Raw genomic sequence first — 16193 nt, forward strand, 5'->3', positions numbered from 1 at the left:
ATTACTCACCCGTCCGCCGCTCGTCATCTTCTAGCAAGCTAGAAATGTTACCGCTCGACTTGCATGTGTTAGGCCTGCCGCCAGCGTTCAATCTGAGCCATGATCAAACTCTTCAATTAAAAGTTTTGTGAATCCGAAGATTCGGCGCTCATTGAATTCTGATTTTGATTCTTTCGAATCGAATTGACTGTGCTGAAACAAGTAAACTTGTTTCCGTTGGTCACTCAGTTCAATTGAGACTCTAAATTTGTTTGCGTCATCTAGCGAACTAGAATCTGCTGTTAGAACTCAACCTGTACGAGTGCCCACACAGATGATTGCTTCATATTTTTAAAGAACAGTCCGGTTACCCGGTTTCGAGACTCTTTCGTGTCTCGAGGGCTGTGCATTCTACTCAACCCTGCTTTGTTGTCAACACTTAATTTTGAGAAAATTTAAAGTTTCTTAAAACTGAGTTTTACTTGACTCCCTGAGTTGCTAGCGCCTCGCTATGCGTTGCTGACTGCCGTCTCAGTGGGGTCGCATTATAGGGAGATTCGATTTTGACGCAACCCCTTTTTTAAAGAAAATTGCTAAAAATGGATCGTTTGCGTTTAAAATGAGCATAACGGCTCAAAAACATACAAAAAGCCACCTATTGGTGGCTTTTTGAGGAGGGTTTTATTGGCTGATGGTTAGTTTCCAGCCAGCATTTCGCTGATAGATAGCTTCTTGCTGTAACTCACTTAGCATAAGCGGATGTGAGGTTAACCATTGCTTGTCTATATGCAGGGTCAGTTCGTCTGCACTTTCTTCAATAGTCAGTTCAGGCAAAACATCATCTTTACGACGCATAGATAAAGTAACTGCCAGTCGTAGAATTCTCACAAGAAGCGTGGCAAGGCGTTCATGAGCGCCTAACGACTCAAAAGCATCTTCACTTACATCACCTTTGTGGAAGCGAACTAGTTGAGCGACGAGTGAATGCTGTTGGCGAGTAAAACCCGGCATGTCGGTATTTCTTAATATGTAGGCACCGTGTCTTGGGTATTGCTTATATTCAATCAATAGCCCTAATTCATGTAACATCGCTGCCGCCGACAAAAGTGCGACCTCTGTATCACCTAATTGCCATTGCTCTTTAAGTTGCTCTATGAGTAGTTGAGAAATACATGCCACTCGCTCGGCTTGCTTTCTATCTACATGATAGCGCGTTAAAAAACTATCAATGGTGCGCTGGCGAATGTCTTGGCGTTGCAGTTGAGGGATCATGTTATACAACACACCTTCTCGTAACGCTCCACCAGCTAACCCCATCGCGCGTACTTGTAAACACTCAAAAATACTGATGAGAATCGCCAAACCCGATACAAACACCAAACGACGCTCTTCACTCAAACCTGGCAGCTGAAGTTCATCTATCGAGTTATATTGCGTGGTGAGTTCGCGGATGTCGTGCAATTTATCTAGCGTAAGAGTTTCATCTTGTCGCTGGGCGACCATAATTTCCTGAATTGCTTGCACCGTACCCGATGCACCTGCAGCATAGTCCCAGCCAGTCGCAATGTATTGTTCAATGATGGGCGCTAACGTTTGTTTCGCAGCTCTGATAGCGGCATCGTAGTTAGCATCACTCAGCAAGCCATCTTTGAAATAAGTTTCAAGATACGTGACACACCCCATGTGCAAGCTTGTGTAGTGGATAGCTTGTTGGCCTTCACCGATGACAATTTCAGTACTGGCACCACCAATATCAATGACCAGCTGCTTGCCCGAGCAAGCGGATGTGTGAGCTACGCCCTGGTATATGGTCTTCGCTTCTTCTTCACCACTAATAACGTTAATTGGGTGACCTAAGATCTGTTCCGCTCTTTCTTTGAATTCGTCAGCATTGGTCGCTAAGCGCAATGTCGCTGTTGCCACGATGTGTACTTGAGAGGCGGGTATATCCTGTAATCGTTCGGCAAACAAGGCTAAGCATTCCCATCCCCGCTCCATTGCTTCTCGGCTCAGCAGCATATGCTCATCAAGCCCTGCGGCTAAGCGTACTTTACGTTTGACACGCCCGATAGTTTGCAATGAACCAGCAACGGTTTTCGCAATCAACATGTGGAAGCTGTTGGAACCAAGGTCAATGACCGCGTATAGGTCATCTTGGAGAGAAGAATTCACCATGTAGTTACCTCAAATAAGCTTGGCCTTGCGACCAAGCTAAAGCATGTAGCATTGTTATTATGCTTGTGAGCTAGCGGCCCTGCCCATGGCGGCGGCGCCCTTGCCCATGTCCGTGTCCTTGATTATTAGAACGTGAACGTCCTTGCGGCCCTCTGCGTTTTGTCGCTTTTGGTACCGTTAAGTCATCCAATAACGCTGTTTTATCATAATGCGATACCGGAATACTATGCTCAATGTAATCTTCAATTTCTTGAAGGTTGTAAGCATATTGTTCGCATGCAAAGCTAATTGCATGACCTGAAGCGCCTGCACGACCTGTACGACCAATGCGGTGCACATAATCTTCGCAGTCATCAGGTAGATCATAGTTAAACACATGGCTTACTTCAGGAATATGTAGACCACGAGCAGCAACGTCGGTTGCAACTAATACATCTAAACTTCCCTTCGCAAATTGTGCCAAAGTAGACTGACGTTTCTTCTGATTTACATCACCCGTCAATAAACCAACACGATGCCCATCGGCTTGCAACCAAGCGTAGAGTTCTTCACAAACATGTTTAGTGTTTGCGAACACAATCGCTTTTTCAGGCCATTCCTCTTCGATAAGAGTCAGAAGCAGCTTCATTTTGTCATTTTGAGACGGATGAAACAGCTCTTCCTGAATGCGTTTACCCGTTTTTACATCGGGTTCAATTTGCACATGCTCTGGGTTCGTCATATGTTCGAACGCCAATTCCTGAACGCGATAAGACAAGGTCGCCGAAAATAATAGGTTCAAACGTTCATGCGCTTCTGGCATGCGTCGATACATATAACGGATGTCTTTAATAAAGCCGAGGTCGAACATACGATCAGCTTCATCAAGCACCACAACCTCAATGTTATTAAGGGTGTAAGCGCCTTGCTTATACAGGTCTATCAAGCGACCTGTAGTGCCAATTAAAATATCGACACCTTTTTCAAGTTGCGCCCGTTGTTTTTCGTAATCTTCGCCACCATATAGTAAACCTAGATTAAGGTTGCAGTGCGGTGCCAAGATTTTTGCATCTTTATGTATCTGAATCGCAAGCTCCCTCGTGGGAGCCATGATCAGGGCTCTTGGTTGCTGACCCGACGGCTTTTGACTCTGCAATAAGTGATGGCAAGTGGCGGTTAGAAACGCCAGTGTTTTGCCTGTGCCAGTTTGTGCTTGACCCGCAATATCGCGGCCTTCAACTACATAAGGCATACACTGCGCCTGAATTGGCGTGCAGTATTCAAAGCCACTTGCTTGCAATCCGGCAACCACTTCCGGTGCTAAAGCAAAGTCTGCAAATTTTTTATCGGTTAAATGTGTCTTATTCATAGCGATAAAGCATAACGCTTAAACTTGCAATAAGAAACAAGAGTGTTTAAATACGCACTAAATAAATTCGCCAAATTTAACGGAGAACGTGATGAGCGATAAAATTATCCAATTAACTGACGACAGCTTTGATGCTGACGTAATGCAATCAGACAAACCTGTACTAGTCGACTTTTGGGCTGAATGGTGCGGACCTTGTAAAATGATTGCCCCTATCCTTGACGACGTAGCTGGCGAGTTTGAAGGCCGTGTAACTATCGGTAAATTGAACATTGACCAAAATGCTGGCACACCACCTAAGTTTGGTATTCGCGGTATTCCAACGCTACTACTATTCAAAGATGGTCAAGTAGCTGCGACGAAAGTGGGTGCACTTTCTAAAGCGCAATTAGTTGAGTTCCTTGAGAACAACATCTAAGCAAACACAATAAGAAAAGGGCGTCAGCCCTTTTTTTATACATCATTTATGTATAAAGACTGGACGATGCGCCACTGAGCTGCTAGTTTATTACTCCAACAATTCCAAGTTTATCCAAAAACCTCTCTCGGAATAGTTCCATTTCGAGTCGATAAATAGTTAAAGAACCCACCAATATGCATTTACGCGAACTGAAAGACAAGTCTATAAAAGAACTTGTAAACCTAGCTGAGTCTATGGGCTTAGAAAACGTAGCCCGCCTTAGAAAACAAGACATTATCTTTGCCATCCTGAAAGCGCACGCGAAAAGCGGCGAAAACATTTTCGGTGGCGGTGTATTAGAAATCCTGCAAGATGGTTTCGGATTCCTACGTAGCTCAGAAGCTTCGTACCTAGCTGGTCCAGATGATATTTATGTATCACCTAGCCAAATCCGTCGCTTCAGTTTGCGCACAGGTGACAGTATTGCAGGTCTGATTCGTCCACCTAAAGATGGTGAACGTTACTTCGCGCTACTTAAAGTAAACGAAGTAAACTTCGACAAGCCGGAAAACTCACGTACTAAAATTTTATTCGAAAACTTAACTCCTTTGCACGCCAACGAACGTTTGCGTATGGAGCGAGGTAACGGTAGTACGGAAGACATCACAGCGCGAGTGATTGACCTTGCAGCACCGATTGGTAAAGGTCAGCGTGGCCTATTGGTTGCACCGCCAAAAGCCGGTAAAACCATGTTGCTACAAAACATCGCTCAATCAATCAGCCACAATCACCCTGATTGTGAATTGATGGTATTGCTTATCGATGAACGCCCTGAAGAAGTAACCGAGATGCAGCGCCTTGTAAAAGGTGAAGTAGTTGCGTCAACCTTCGATGAACCTGCAAGCCGTCACGTCCAAGTTGCAGAAATGGTAATCGAAAAAGCAAAACGCCTTGTAGAGCATAAGAAGGACGTAATTATTCTTCTGGATTCAATTACCCGTCTAGCTCGTGCATACAACACCGTAATTCCGTCATCAGGCAAAGTGCTTACTGGTGGTGTGGATGCTAACGCACTACACAAACCAAAACGCTTCTTCGGTGCGGCACGTAACGTTGAGGAAGGTGGTAGTTTGACCATCATCGCAACCGCGCTAATTGATACTGGCTCTAAGATGGACGAAGTAATCTACGAAGAATTTAAAGGTACAGGTAACATGGAACTGCACCTCAATCGTAAGATTGCTGAAAAGCGTGTATTCCCAGCGATTGATTTCAACCGCTCAGGTACTCGTCGTGAAGAGTTATTGACGAAGACTGACGAGCTGCAAAAGATGTGGATCTTACGCAAGATTGTGCATGATATGTCTGAAATCGATGCAATGGAGTTCTTGATCGACAAACTGGCAATGTGCAAGACCAATGACGAGTTCTTCGATTCAATGAAACGCAAGTAACTCTGCGCTTCGTTAAAAAGCCACCGCATCACATGATGCCGTGGCTTTTTTAATATCCGCAATAAAGACCCTATTCACAGTAAATCCCTTCCTGCCTTGGAAAAGACCCCATTCCTAGTCTATACCTTAGTTTAGCCCCTAACTAATTGAATATAATAATGACACTTGGAAAGCTTCTCGCGGTTTCTGGTATATGTTGTGTGCTGCAAGTCGTGCTTGCGAGCTACTTTACCGACTCAATTTTACATATGGTTTTGCTGTTAATTCCAACGCTTTTAGTCGTTGCCATATTTACTTACAGCAAAAAAGTGGTGACAAACCAAGACCAAGAAGCAATGAACCAGCTTATTAGTAATTTGATCGACGGTGAGCGGGTCAATGTGAGTTTTCGGTTTGAAGAAACCAAGCATGCGCCGAGCTATTACCTAATTTTAAACACCTGCCTAGCAACCATAGAGCACCTCATTTTAGAAATTCACGCAAGTGCCGCTCGTTTAACACCGATGGCAGATGAGCTCAAAGACACCTATACCTCGGTGACCCAAAAAGCGACCATGCAGAGCGCGCATGGTGAGAGTATGGCACAAGCATTCAATGATATGCTGGCAATCACTTCGCAAGTCAGTGAAGGTTTAGACGACATTTTTAGCTCCTTAAACTCTGCAACCAACTCAATAAAGAAAGCCAAGCTCGACGCAGATAACAGCCAACGCAGTCAAAACCAACTGTCAGAACGCATTACAAGAACCAGCGAGGAACTTGCTGAACTTCGTAAAGATAGCGACCAAATAAGCTCTGTTATTGACGTTATTAACTCTATTGCCGAGCAAACTAATTTACTGGCATTAAATGCAGCAATAGAAGCCGCTCGCGCCGGTGAAATGGGTCGAGGATTTGCAGTTGTCGCAGACGAAGTTCGCCACCTTGCAGCCCGCACAACAAAATCGACGGGAGAAGTCCGTGAGATGGTTCAGCGCATTCAGCAAGGAACGTCGAGTGTAACGGAGTTAATGCAACAAAGTATTGAACTCACTCAGAGCACCGCTGAGCTGTCAGCACAAACAACGTCTGAGGTGGATCAAATAGAAGAATCGATGGCAGCCATCAGCTCACGTTCACAACAAATTCAAGGCCAACTAGATCAGCAACATCAGGTATCAGCACAAGCACAAGATTATGTTGATGCGATGCAGGAACTCAACAGTGACGCACTCTCTAGCTCTCGCATTCAGTCCGTTTCCTCTAACGACTTATTGAATTTGGCTCACTCTATCGATGAAAAAGTACATTTATTTGTCACTTCAGAGCAACATAACGACACGACAAAAAGATACGATCCCACCCGCAAACATATATCCACAGATGATAATGGTAGAACTGAGCGTGCTGATAATGACGACTCAAGCTCGATTGAGCTATTCTGATTGGGCGGCTTTAAGATCGTCCAATAACAGCATTAGATGTTCATGATCCTCAAATTTCGCTGCACGCTCTATATCGTCGATAAGGTGCGACAACTGTTCACTTGCAAACATCTTCGCAGCGCCAGAAAGGCGATGAGCAATGCGCTTGAATTTTTCTAAATCTTTGGCTTTATGTGCATTGAGAAGCTGCTCAATTTCATCCGGTAAGCTCTGCTCAAAACTCAAACGCAAATCGCTAATATCCACTTGTGACAACTCAACATCTTGGTAGTCAATTTGAAGATAACGCTCCAACACTTCACAAAACTGCATTTTGTCTATGGGTTTTGCCAAATGCCCGGAGAAGCCAACCTGTTTATAGTGCTCAATTTCATGCGTCATAGCATTGGCTGTCAGCGCAATAATAGGGTTGTTGAAGCCACACTCTTTGAGTAACGCCAACGCTCCTAGCCCATCCATGACCGGCATCTGAATATCCATTAATACGAGGTCTGGATTGTGAGCCAATGCGAGCTCAACAGCTTGTTCGCCGTTTTGTGCACTGATCACCGTGACGCCTAGGTTACGTAAGATACGCTCGATCAAGCGTCTGTTGTCAGGGTGATCTTCCGCCAACAACACATTTCCACTAAAACTCGAAGCATAGTAAGGCACTAATTTTTTATACTGCTCCGGTGCGAGCTCTAACAACTCACAAGGCAGCAAGAAACAAAAACGACTGCCCTCACCTAAAGTAGACGTTACGCTGATTTCACCTTCCATAATAAGAGCTAATTGCTGCGATAGACTGAGCCCTAGCCCAGTACCACCAAAGCGACGGGTGATGGAGTTGTCACCTTGGCTAAAATTCGTGAAAATTGCGTCTAACTTGTCTGGCGCGATGCCAATGCCCGTGTCTTCGATGCAGAACATCAACCCTTTATCGTTCTGTGACACCTTTAAAGTAACGTGACCTTGCTCGGTAAACTTCACTGCGTTTGAGCACAAATTCACGAGCACCTGTTTCACACGTATGTAGTCTAGATTAGCTCCTGCCCGAGGCTTAAGTTCGTTGACGATGTCAAAACTAATGCCTTTTTGTAGAGCACTGGGTGAGAACATGGCGTCAATATCAGCTAGCAAAGACGCAATACTTACCGGGGTAATCACCAGCTCTAATTTGTTGGCCTCAATTTTACTTAGGTCCAACACATCATTAATTAATTCGCCAAGGTGCTGACTGTTGTTGTAAATCACACGCAGTTCTTTTGGTACTTCGTGATCAGGCACATCACCTTGAATAATCGCCTCGGCTTGGCCCATGATAGAGGTCAACGGCGTGCGTATTTCATGGCTAATGTTCGCTAAAAACTGACTTTTAATTTCGTTAGCAGAACGCAGCTGATGCGCCAAATCTTCGAGCTCCTGCGTACGTTGTTGCACTTTTTGCTCAAGCTCGGCGCTTGCTCGGCGCTCAGCCGCCCGGCGATACATCAATACCCCAATAATACCGCTGAGTAGCAGCAGCCCAGTCACCAACCAAGTGAAAACATTGCGCTGCTGGGCAGCCAGGCGATCAATTTTTTGTTGCTGCTTTAATGAATCAACTTGTTGCTGTAGCTGATTATTATTGTACTTGGCATAGAAGTCGTTTAAGCGACTCGACACCGCTTTGTTGAGCTCATCGTCTCGCTCTCGTTCATATTTTGTGTAGAGCTCTATCGCTTGCGTATTTTTGCCCTGTGCCGCTGCCAACAATAACTCGATAAGATAAGTTCGCTGCGGCGCCACCTCTGTATTGCCTTGCTCAAGCTCGCCTTGTTCAGCCAACTCATATGCCCGCTGCAATGCAGCTTCAGCCGCAGAATAATCACCTTGTGCAAACAACACCTTGGCTTTAATTTCATGGGCGGTCACTCGGCCCCGTTGATACTCAATTTCCTCGCTGTGAGTATTTGCTTGCTCGAGCAACGCGAGTGCTTCATCATATTGACCGCCCATAAAGTACAAATTCGCCAAATTCATGGTGGTGTGATTCAAGCTCATGGTGTCATCTGTTTGCTCAAGCAGTGAGAGTGCGCGTTTGTATTCCTTAGCCGCTTCCTGTGGACGCCCTAAATTACGATAAATCACCCCTAAATTTGAGTGCATTTGGGCGAGACCCGTCACGTCACCTAATCGCTCGAAGGTCTCGGAAACATTACGATATAGCGCTAATGCAGCTTCAAACCTATCACTTTCAATATACACACCTGCGATATTGTGATTGATATCAGCTTTGTCCTGTTCAGAGCCATAAAGAGCATACAGCGCTTTTGCCATTTCATAATTTTCAATCGCTTTTTCGAACCGCTCAGCACGGGAGTACGCTAGGCCGATGTTGTTATATAGATGTGCTTGTTGAAGAGGCTCCTCCGCCAGCTCGAATAATCGCAAAGCACGTTCATAACTCTCCACAGCACTGACATAGTAACCACGATAGTAGGTTGCAACGCCTTGCATCTTGGCATATTTGGCTTGTTTTGGGAGAAGCTCTAAATCCGCAGCTAACTGCTCGGCTTTTAAAAAGTGGCGGATTGCTTTTTGGTATTCATTGCGGGCGAAGTACTGCTCTGCAATAAAGCCGGTGACCTCCAATTGCTGAGCTTTAGTAAGACTAGCTTGCTGAATTGCCAATGCGTTTTGTAATTGTTGTTCTTCTGGACCTTCGAGGATTTCGGCGAGGGGATCAGCATGGGTATATGCGTGACAAGGTGAAAAAGCCGCACTGATAACGAGACTTACAACTATTAAAAAGTACTGCTTCCTTTGCGACATCATTTAAATCCACGTTGTCTTTTTCAATTAATGTGTATCAGCTACACTTTTACATGATGATGACCATGCCAACTAACAATAAACAACCGAACCCTCTCGCCAATGACATTCTGCCTCTACTGGTAGAAGGTAGGGTGTGGAAAGTTCATGAATTGGCAGCGCACCTAATCAAGCTAAAGGCACTGCCGCAATTGCGTACGAGTGAACTCACCGAACTTGCGCAACGGAATTTCCTTATCATGAATGCGCTGTTCCAACTGCAAGAAGACTTTCTATCTGATGGTTGTTATTTATCCATATCTAGCTTACATATTCAACTGATTTACGATTATTCACCGCGTTTACCCAGTTGCGAAGAAGCCCTAAAAAGCTACTATTTGGACTGGCAGAATTATAACCTCTCGAACGAAGAAGTAGCTAAATTACTTTCACAGTTCACTTCGCGATTGAGCAGTAAAAAGCTCAGTTCAGAAAAGCTCAACAAGCTCAATGAGCGTTGGCAGTTGGAACTGCCTTTGGACATAGTCAGAGTCAAAAAGCGCTGGCGAGCACTGGCCAGTCAATATCACCCCGACAAACACTCGGGTGATCATCACATTTTCAAAGAAATTCACTCTGAATATCAATGCTTACTGAGCCATTGTCGAAGTCTGTAAGTGTAAACACTGCTCTATCTAAAAGTATTCAGAAACAGAAGCTTACAAATATCTTTTGCTAGCATTAGTTACCTTTTATAAAGTGGTTTTAAGCGCTTCATATAGGGACTTATCATGGCAATTCACTTACCGGGTTCAACGCGTGAGAGCGAACAGCGAAACTACTCGCTAATTAGCTTAGGTCCCATTCCTTTGATTCCGTTGGGCTTACCCAATCAAGGAGTGAAAAGCTGGTTTCTATGGGCCAGTATTCATAGCCTTGCGATTTGGTTCACACTCATAGGCGGATTCTATCTCTACCACCAGCACCTCGAACAACAAAAACTGCAATTGGCAATACTTACAGAACCACAGGTTTATGACGTCTTGTTGATAGACCAAGCGAAGTTGAACAAAGCACTTAATGAACCACAACGCCTCGGCTATAAGGTGTTCCAAGTAAGTAAAGTCGACAAAGACATAATTGCTCTCAAAGTAGGAACGGTGAATTACAAGCGCAAGGGCGCAGTGATGAAAGCAATTAGCATGGACAATTTAATGTACCAAAGTTACTTTGCGAATAAGCCGCTAACCTTGCCACGCACAGCGCTAGCAAAGTACTTTAGCACTGGTGCCATCTATGCAGTCCATCGCCCAAATAACATCTACATCCAAGGCGGTATAGTGCGACCTCTGCCTAAACCAAAGCCTATTTACACCAGAACCATTCCCAACAAGGCCAATCAGCGTGGCATTGATTTGTACCAACAAGGTGCATTTGAAGAGGCTATGGCAGCTTTTCAGGAAGGCGCGGACCAAGGAGATAGCTGGGCCCAATACAATCTAGGCGATATGTATCTAGCAGGCCAAGGCGCCACTGCAAATCAAAAGCAAGCGTGTTTCTGGTTTAACCAAGCAGCCAAGCAAGGCCACGACAAAGCACTCGTAGCGCTAGAACAGTGTGATTGATGTCACACGGCAGGATAACAAAGCCCAGCATATGCTGGGCTTTTTTTATTTACAACATGAGGTGTTGGTCTAAAAATGCCATCACCTGCTTATAATATTGCAGTCGGTGTGCTTCATTATAGAAACCATGCCCCTCATCCTCGAGCAAGACATATTGATACGGGTGTTCAGCTTTTTTCATTGCTTCTATTAAGGATTCAGCTTGCTCAATTGGCGCTCGCTCATCTTCGCCACCGTGAACAATCAGCACGGGGGCTTTGAGTTTATCTATATTGTAACTTGGTGAAAATGCCTTAAGCTCTGCCTCATCCTCGCCTAGGACTTTTCTCAAGTAACCAAGGCCGCTCGAGCGCTCGGATATATCTCCCTCTTCAAACATCAACGGCAAATCATAGACGCCGACTACGCCCACTGCACATTTAAACATGTCTGGTTCAAGAATAGCGCTCTGTAGTGCGGAATAGGCGCCGAAACTAGAACCCATAATGCACATGTTCTCCTTGTTTACCCAACCTTGCGAGGCAACATAGTTCACACCATCTATAATGTCATGTTGGATGTCACTGCCCCACTTTCGATAACCGGCACGCTCGAAGTTCCCACCGAAACCGCCAGAGCCACGGAAATTCACTTGTAGGACGGCTATTCCCCGGCTAGCAAGTAATTGTACATCTGGATCAAATCCCCACCAATCTCTTGGACCATGCGGGCCACCGTGGGGCAGCACAACGAGAGGCAAATCTTTTAACTCTTTCCCATGCGGCGCAGTAAAGTAACCATATAAATGCAGACCGTCGCGTGCTTTAAACTCAATCGGAGTGGTTTCTGCCATTTTCTCGACATCTACCCACGAACGAGAGGAGAATAAAAAGGAGAGGTTATTCGTCTCGCCGTTGTAAAGGTAATAACTACTAGGGTGACGGTCACTGCCGGCCCAAACAACGCTCATATTGCCATCTTTGGTACTACTCACTATGCGTACTTGACGACCTGGAATTGCTTGCAAAAGACCTTTTAGCCGTTGGCTCATAGGAGCCTGCGCATCGACAAAGGCATAGGTCGGATACTGAGCTTCGTACTCGATGGCAAATACAGACTTATGGACATCATCTACCCATATTTTACTCGGAGAGACATTTTCCTCGCTGTAAACCAACTCATATTCTTTTGTTTCTAGATTCAGCTTATACAAACCTGAGGGCTCGCCTTGCTTTGAGGCACTGGCGTAAACAATGTCGCCTTTTAAATTGAATCCGTGCAGTCGAATGTCTGACAAATCCATGTCATCCTGTTGTAGTTCCTGCCACTCATCAAGTTCCAGATTGCGGATATGTACTTTTTGGTAACTGGAGCTGTCTGTGGATACAGACACTCGAACTTCACCTTGCTCATCCGTTAGAAATTGTGCCATGCGTGAAGGAGAGCGCATAATTTTCTTGCGCGTACCGCGGTGAACATCTACCTCATATACGATAGTGTGAGGCTCATTTGACGAGGTCCAAGGATAAGTAACGATAAGCATTTTATCTTCATCATCCACCAATGGGTCCAACACGTATGAAGTTCCGTAAAGTGGCGTAGCTTTTTTGGTGCGACTCCCTAACTGCTGCTCTCCTTGGTAACCGACAAGGTATTTCCCTCTCGAACCATCTACGTTCACACCAAATAACTCTCCGTGATACTGCGGGTGTTCCTGCCAGCCTCGGATATATTCTTTACTGAGTACAACACGCTCATTGTTAACCCAATGATATTCACCAACTTGTGCATTCCCAGGAAAGCGCACACCATGATGCATTTTAAATTCTTTTGTATCGAGGATAATTAAAACGTCTTTACCTTCTTGCTTCGTCATCACCCCTAAATAGTCGCCATTTGGCGATAACTTAATTGAATGGTATTTAACATCACGAGAAAATGTATCGATGGGTATGAGACTTTCTTTTGCATCCTTCGTGTCTTGGCCATGGGCAAAGCTGGCCATTGCTCCCAGTAGCAGGCCGACTAAGATTTTCATTGGTACTCTCCTTGAGTTTTTTCTAACGCTTTAATACTTATTGTTTTTTTATACGCTTAACTAAGCCCATTAACAACACAGTAACAAAACCAGATACTAACCCAACTACACCATTTGCAGCAATCCCAATCAATCCCTCCAGCACAGAACTGTGCTGCGCAGCAACTTCTCCCCAATGGCTTACTAAATGATGCAGAGGCTCAATGCCATGAACTATGATGCCGCCACCCACTAGAAACATTGCCGCTGTGCCCACAATAGCCAAGACTTTCATTAGCCAAGGAGCCAATACCAGCAGGAACCTGCCGAGCGCTCTGCTAATCGAGTTTTTCGTTGCCACACCTCGTTGCAACAAATACAAGCCTGCATCATCCAACTTTACGATACCCGCCACCAAGCCATACACACCCACGGTCATCACGACTGCAATAACAGATAGAACTAATACTTGATTAATAAAACTCGCAGCGGCAACTGTGCCTAAGGAAATCACGATAATCTCCGCTGAGAGAATAAAGTCGGTACGAATGGCGCCTTTAATTTTTTCTTTCTCAGCTTCAGGCGTTAGCGGTTCATTAACCGCTGGCTGTTCGGCCTGATGCTCTTTTCCATGGACTAGTTTCTCTGCGCCTTCAAAACATAAAAATAAGCCACCCAGCATAAGTAAGGGGGTGATCAGCCAAGGAATAAAGGCGCTTATGAGTAAAGCAGCAGGCACTAATATGGCCTTGTTCAACATCGAACCTTTCGCCACCGCCCATACTACCGGTAATTCTCTATCGGCGTTAACTCCCGAAACTTGCTGCGCATTTAAGGCAAGATCATCACCCAGTACACCCGCCGTTTTTTTAGTTGCAACCTTACTCATGGTTGCGATGTCGTCGAGTAATGCCGTGATGTCGTCTAGTAAAGTCAGTAAGCTCGCACCTGCCATCGATTATTCCTTTGTTGTAATGTTGTCATTCTCCTACAGTTGTTAACCTAATACGCTACACTAATCTTGTCCATAAATACGGAGCAATGAATATGAGTGCCCAGCGTATTATCACGCTTATGCTGATAATCCCCCTGCTCTGCCTGTTTGGCTGTGATAAGCAGGTTTCAGACAGCGCGCAAAAGAGCCCCGCTGAGTTCTTTCGCTGTAATACTGGGGCAGTTTTTACGGTGGAGTACGCTGACAACAGTGCTGAAATTAAAATTGATAGCGACGTTTATCAACTCAATGGCGAGCGCACAGCATCGGGAGCTCAGTTCACTCATGAGAGCATGAGTTTTTGGAGTAAGGGCAACGACGCTATATTGATGATCAATAACGAAACTTGGCATTGCCACCGCAGTGATTGATCGCTTTTGCGCCACCATCAAGTATAATGCTGGAAACACTAATTGCTTATTAGGGGCGCAATGAAATATAAAGACCTGAGAGACTTTATCGCGTTACTTGAAGAACGCGGTGAACTCAAGCGGATCAGCCAGCCAATCAGCACTCACCTTGAAATGACAGAAATTGCCGACCGAACCTTGCGTGCCAAAGGTCCGGCTTTGTTATTTGAGAACCCGAAAGGTTTTGATATTCCAGTACTCGCTAACCTCTTCGGTACACCTGAGCGTGTTGCCTTAGGTATGGGCCAAGACAATGTCGAAGCTCTGCGCGAAGTCGGAAAGTTACTGGCGTTCTTAAAAGAGCCTGAGCCACCAAAAGGCATTAGAGAAGCACTCGGGCAAATCCCCGTATTCAAGCAAGTGCTCAACATGCCAGCAAAAGAAGTGAAAAAAGCATCTTGCCAACAGGTTGTACTCAGCGGTGATGATGTGGATTTGACTAAATTGCCAATCCAACATTGTTGGCCAGGCGATGCTGCCCCACTCATTACTTGGGGCCTCACAGTCACCAAAGGTCCTTATAAAAAGCGCCAAAACTTAGGTATTTACCGCCAGCAACTGCTTGGTAAGAATAAAATAATTATGCGTTGGCTATCGCATCGCGGTGGTGCGCTAGACTTCCAAGAATGGTGTAAAGAAAATCCAGGTGAACCGTATCCTGTCTCTGTTGCGCTTGGCGCTGATCCAGCGACCATTCTTGGTGCTGTCACACCCGTACCTGACACCCTGAGTGAATATGCATTTGCTGGCTTGCTACGCGGCAGCAAAACCGAGGTCGTGAAGTCTATTTCCAACGACTTGCAAGTGCCAGCCAGCGCGGAAATTGTGCTTGAAGGTTACATTGCTCAAGATGAGCGAGCACCAGAAGGCCCTTATGGCGATCACACTGGTTACTACAATGAAGTTGACGACTTCCCGGTGATGACGGTCACGCATGTGACTCATCGTGAAAATCCGATTTATCACAGTACCTATACGGGTCGGCCGCCAGATGAACCGGCTATTTTAGGCGTGGCACTGAACGAAGTCTTCGTGCCTATTTTACAAAAACAGTTCCCTGAAATTGTTGACTTCTATTTGCCTCCCGAAGGCTGTTCTTACCGCATGGCGGTGGTAACAATGAAGAAGCAATATCCCGGTCACGCCAAACGCGTGATGATGGGTGTATGGTCATTCTTGCGCCAGTTTATGTACACCAAGTTCGTTATCGTGTGTGACGATGACGTCAATGCCCGCGATTGGAATGACGTGATTTGGGCCATCACCACGCGTATGGACCCCGCTCGAGACACAACCTTAGTCGAAAATACCCCGATTGATTACCTCGACTTTGCATCGCCTGTCTCAGGACTAGGTTCAAAAATGGGCATGGACGCAACGAATAAGTGGCCAGGTGAAACAGACAGAGAATGGGGTGAACCCATTGTCATGGACGATGCCACCAAGCAACGCGTCGATGAAATTTGGGATTCGCTGGGTATCGACTAACCACTCAGTACATTTATAACTCGCAGTAGATGCGAGTCACTTCGATGAGTATCGGCCTCACTTAGATGAGAATTACCACAGTGAGGTAATACCGCTAGTCGTGATAAACTAGCCAGTAAGAGTAA

12 protein-coding genes and 1 rRNA gene are annotated in these 16193 nt (G+C 45.4%); 7 read left to right on the forward strand and 6 right to left on the reverse strand.

Annotated elements, in window-relative coordinates; all coding sequences use genetic code 11:
- The 3 genes from V1358_RS17575 to rhlB form a co-directional block, all read right to left on the reverse strand.
- Window positions 1–119, reverse strand: a 16S ribosomal RNA gene (locus V1358_RS17575); the annotation flags it as partial.
- Window positions 120–660: 541 nt separating this feature from the next.
- On the reverse strand, window positions 661–2154 hold the full coding sequence (gppA, locus tag V1358_RS17580; protein ID WP_347394359.1) for a guanosine-5'-triphosphate,3'-diphosphate diphosphatase: 1494 nt from the start codon (window positions 2152–2154) through the stop codon (window positions 661–663).
- 70 nt (window positions 2155–2224) lie between these two features.
- Entirely contained in the window at window positions 2225–3502 is a 1278-nt protein-coding gene (gene rhlB / locus V1358_RS17585) for an ATP-dependent RNA helicase RhlB (protein ID WP_347392098.1), read from the reverse strand.
- 91 nt (window positions 3503–3593) lie between these two features.
- Between rhlB and trxA the strand changes: the two genes are divergently transcribed.
- The 3 genes from trxA (at window position 3594) to V1358_RS17600 (ending at window position 6780) form a co-directional block, all read left to right on the forward strand.
- Window positions 3594–3920, forward strand: a complete 327-nt coding sequence (gene trxA, locus V1358_RS17590) for a thioredoxin TrxA (RefSeq protein ID WP_342680154.1) — start codon at window positions 3594–3596, stop codon at window positions 3918–3920.
- A 176-nt stretch (window positions 3921–4096) separates the two neighbouring features.
- Complete coding sequence (gene rho / locus V1358_RS17595) at window positions 4097–5356, forward strand: transcription termination factor Rho (protein ID WP_347392099.1); 1260 nt, start codon at window positions 4097–4099, stop codon at window positions 5354–5356.
- A gap of 158 nt (window positions 5357–5514) precedes the next feature.
- Window positions 5515–6780 carry a methyl-accepting chemotaxis protein gene (locus V1358_RS17600; protein WP_347394360.1) on the forward strand — a complete coding sequence of 422 codons (1266 nt, stop codon included), beginning with the start codon at window positions 5515–5517 and terminating at the stop codon, window positions 6778–6780.
- On the opposite strand, the gene V1358_RS17605 is transcribed toward V1358_RS17600, so the two are convergent.
- Window positions 6772–9579, reverse strand: coding sequence for a tetratricopeptide repeat-containing hybrid sensor histidine kinase/response regulator (locus V1358_RS17605; RefSeq protein ID WP_347394361.1), 2808 nt, complete (start codon window positions 9577–9579; stop codon window positions 6772–6774). The two genes, V1358_RS17600 and V1358_RS17605, sit on opposite strands and share 9 nt — an antisense overlap.
- A gap of 62 nt (window positions 9580–9641) precedes the next feature.
- Here V1358_RS17605 and V1358_RS17610 point away from each other — a divergent pair, with 62 nt between their 5' ends.
- Together V1358_RS17610 and V1358_RS17615 are read left to right on the forward strand one after the other, a co-directional pair.
- A complete protein-coding gene (locus tag V1358_RS17610) occupies window positions 9642–10232 on the forward strand; it encodes a DNA-J related domain-containing protein (RefSeq protein WP_347394362.1) in 591 nt (196 codons plus the stop codon).
- Window positions 10233–10346: 114 nt separating this feature from the next.
- Complete coding sequence (locus V1358_RS17615; protein ID WP_347394363.1) at window positions 10347–11180, forward strand: tetratricopeptide repeat protein; 834 nt, start codon at window positions 10347–10349, stop codon at window positions 11178–11180.
- Between the two features lie 49 nt (window positions 11181–11229).
- On the opposite strand, the gene V1358_RS17620 is transcribed toward V1358_RS17615, so the two are convergent.
- Together V1358_RS17620 and V1358_RS17625 are read right to left on the reverse strand one after the other, a co-directional pair.
- Complete coding sequence (locus tag V1358_RS17620; protein WP_347394364.1) at window positions 11230–13197, reverse strand: alpha/beta hydrolase family protein; 1968 nt, start codon at window positions 13195–13197, stop codon at window positions 11230–11232.
- Between the two features lie 37 nt (window positions 13198–13234).
- Window positions 13235–14131: a DUF808 domain-containing protein gene (locus V1358_RS17625; protein WP_347394365.1), complete on the reverse strand. Its 897-nt coding sequence runs from the start codon at window positions 14129–14131 to the stop codon at window positions 13235–13237.
- A gap of 92 nt (window positions 14132–14223) precedes the next feature.
- On the opposite strand from V1358_RS17625, the gene V1358_RS17630 reads away from it, so the two are divergent.
- Complete coding sequence (locus V1358_RS17630; RefSeq protein ID WP_347394366.1) at window positions 14224–14541, forward strand: MliC family protein; 318 nt, start codon at window positions 14224–14226, stop codon at window positions 14539–14541.
- Between the two features lie 60 nt (window positions 14542–14601).
- Entirely contained in the window at window positions 14602–16068 is a 1467-nt protein-coding gene (ubiD, locus tag V1358_RS17635; RefSeq protein WP_347394367.1) for a 4-hydroxy-3-polyprenylbenzoate decarboxylase, read from the forward strand.
- The last annotated feature ends 125 nt before the right edge of the window (window positions 16069–16193 follow it).

Origin of the sequence: Pseudoalteromonas pernae (assembly GCF_039831865.1) — a bacterium.
Taxonomy (GTDB): Bacteria; Pseudomonadota; Gammaproteobacteria; order Enterobacterales; family Alteromonadaceae; genus Pseudoalteromonas; species Pseudoalteromonas pernae.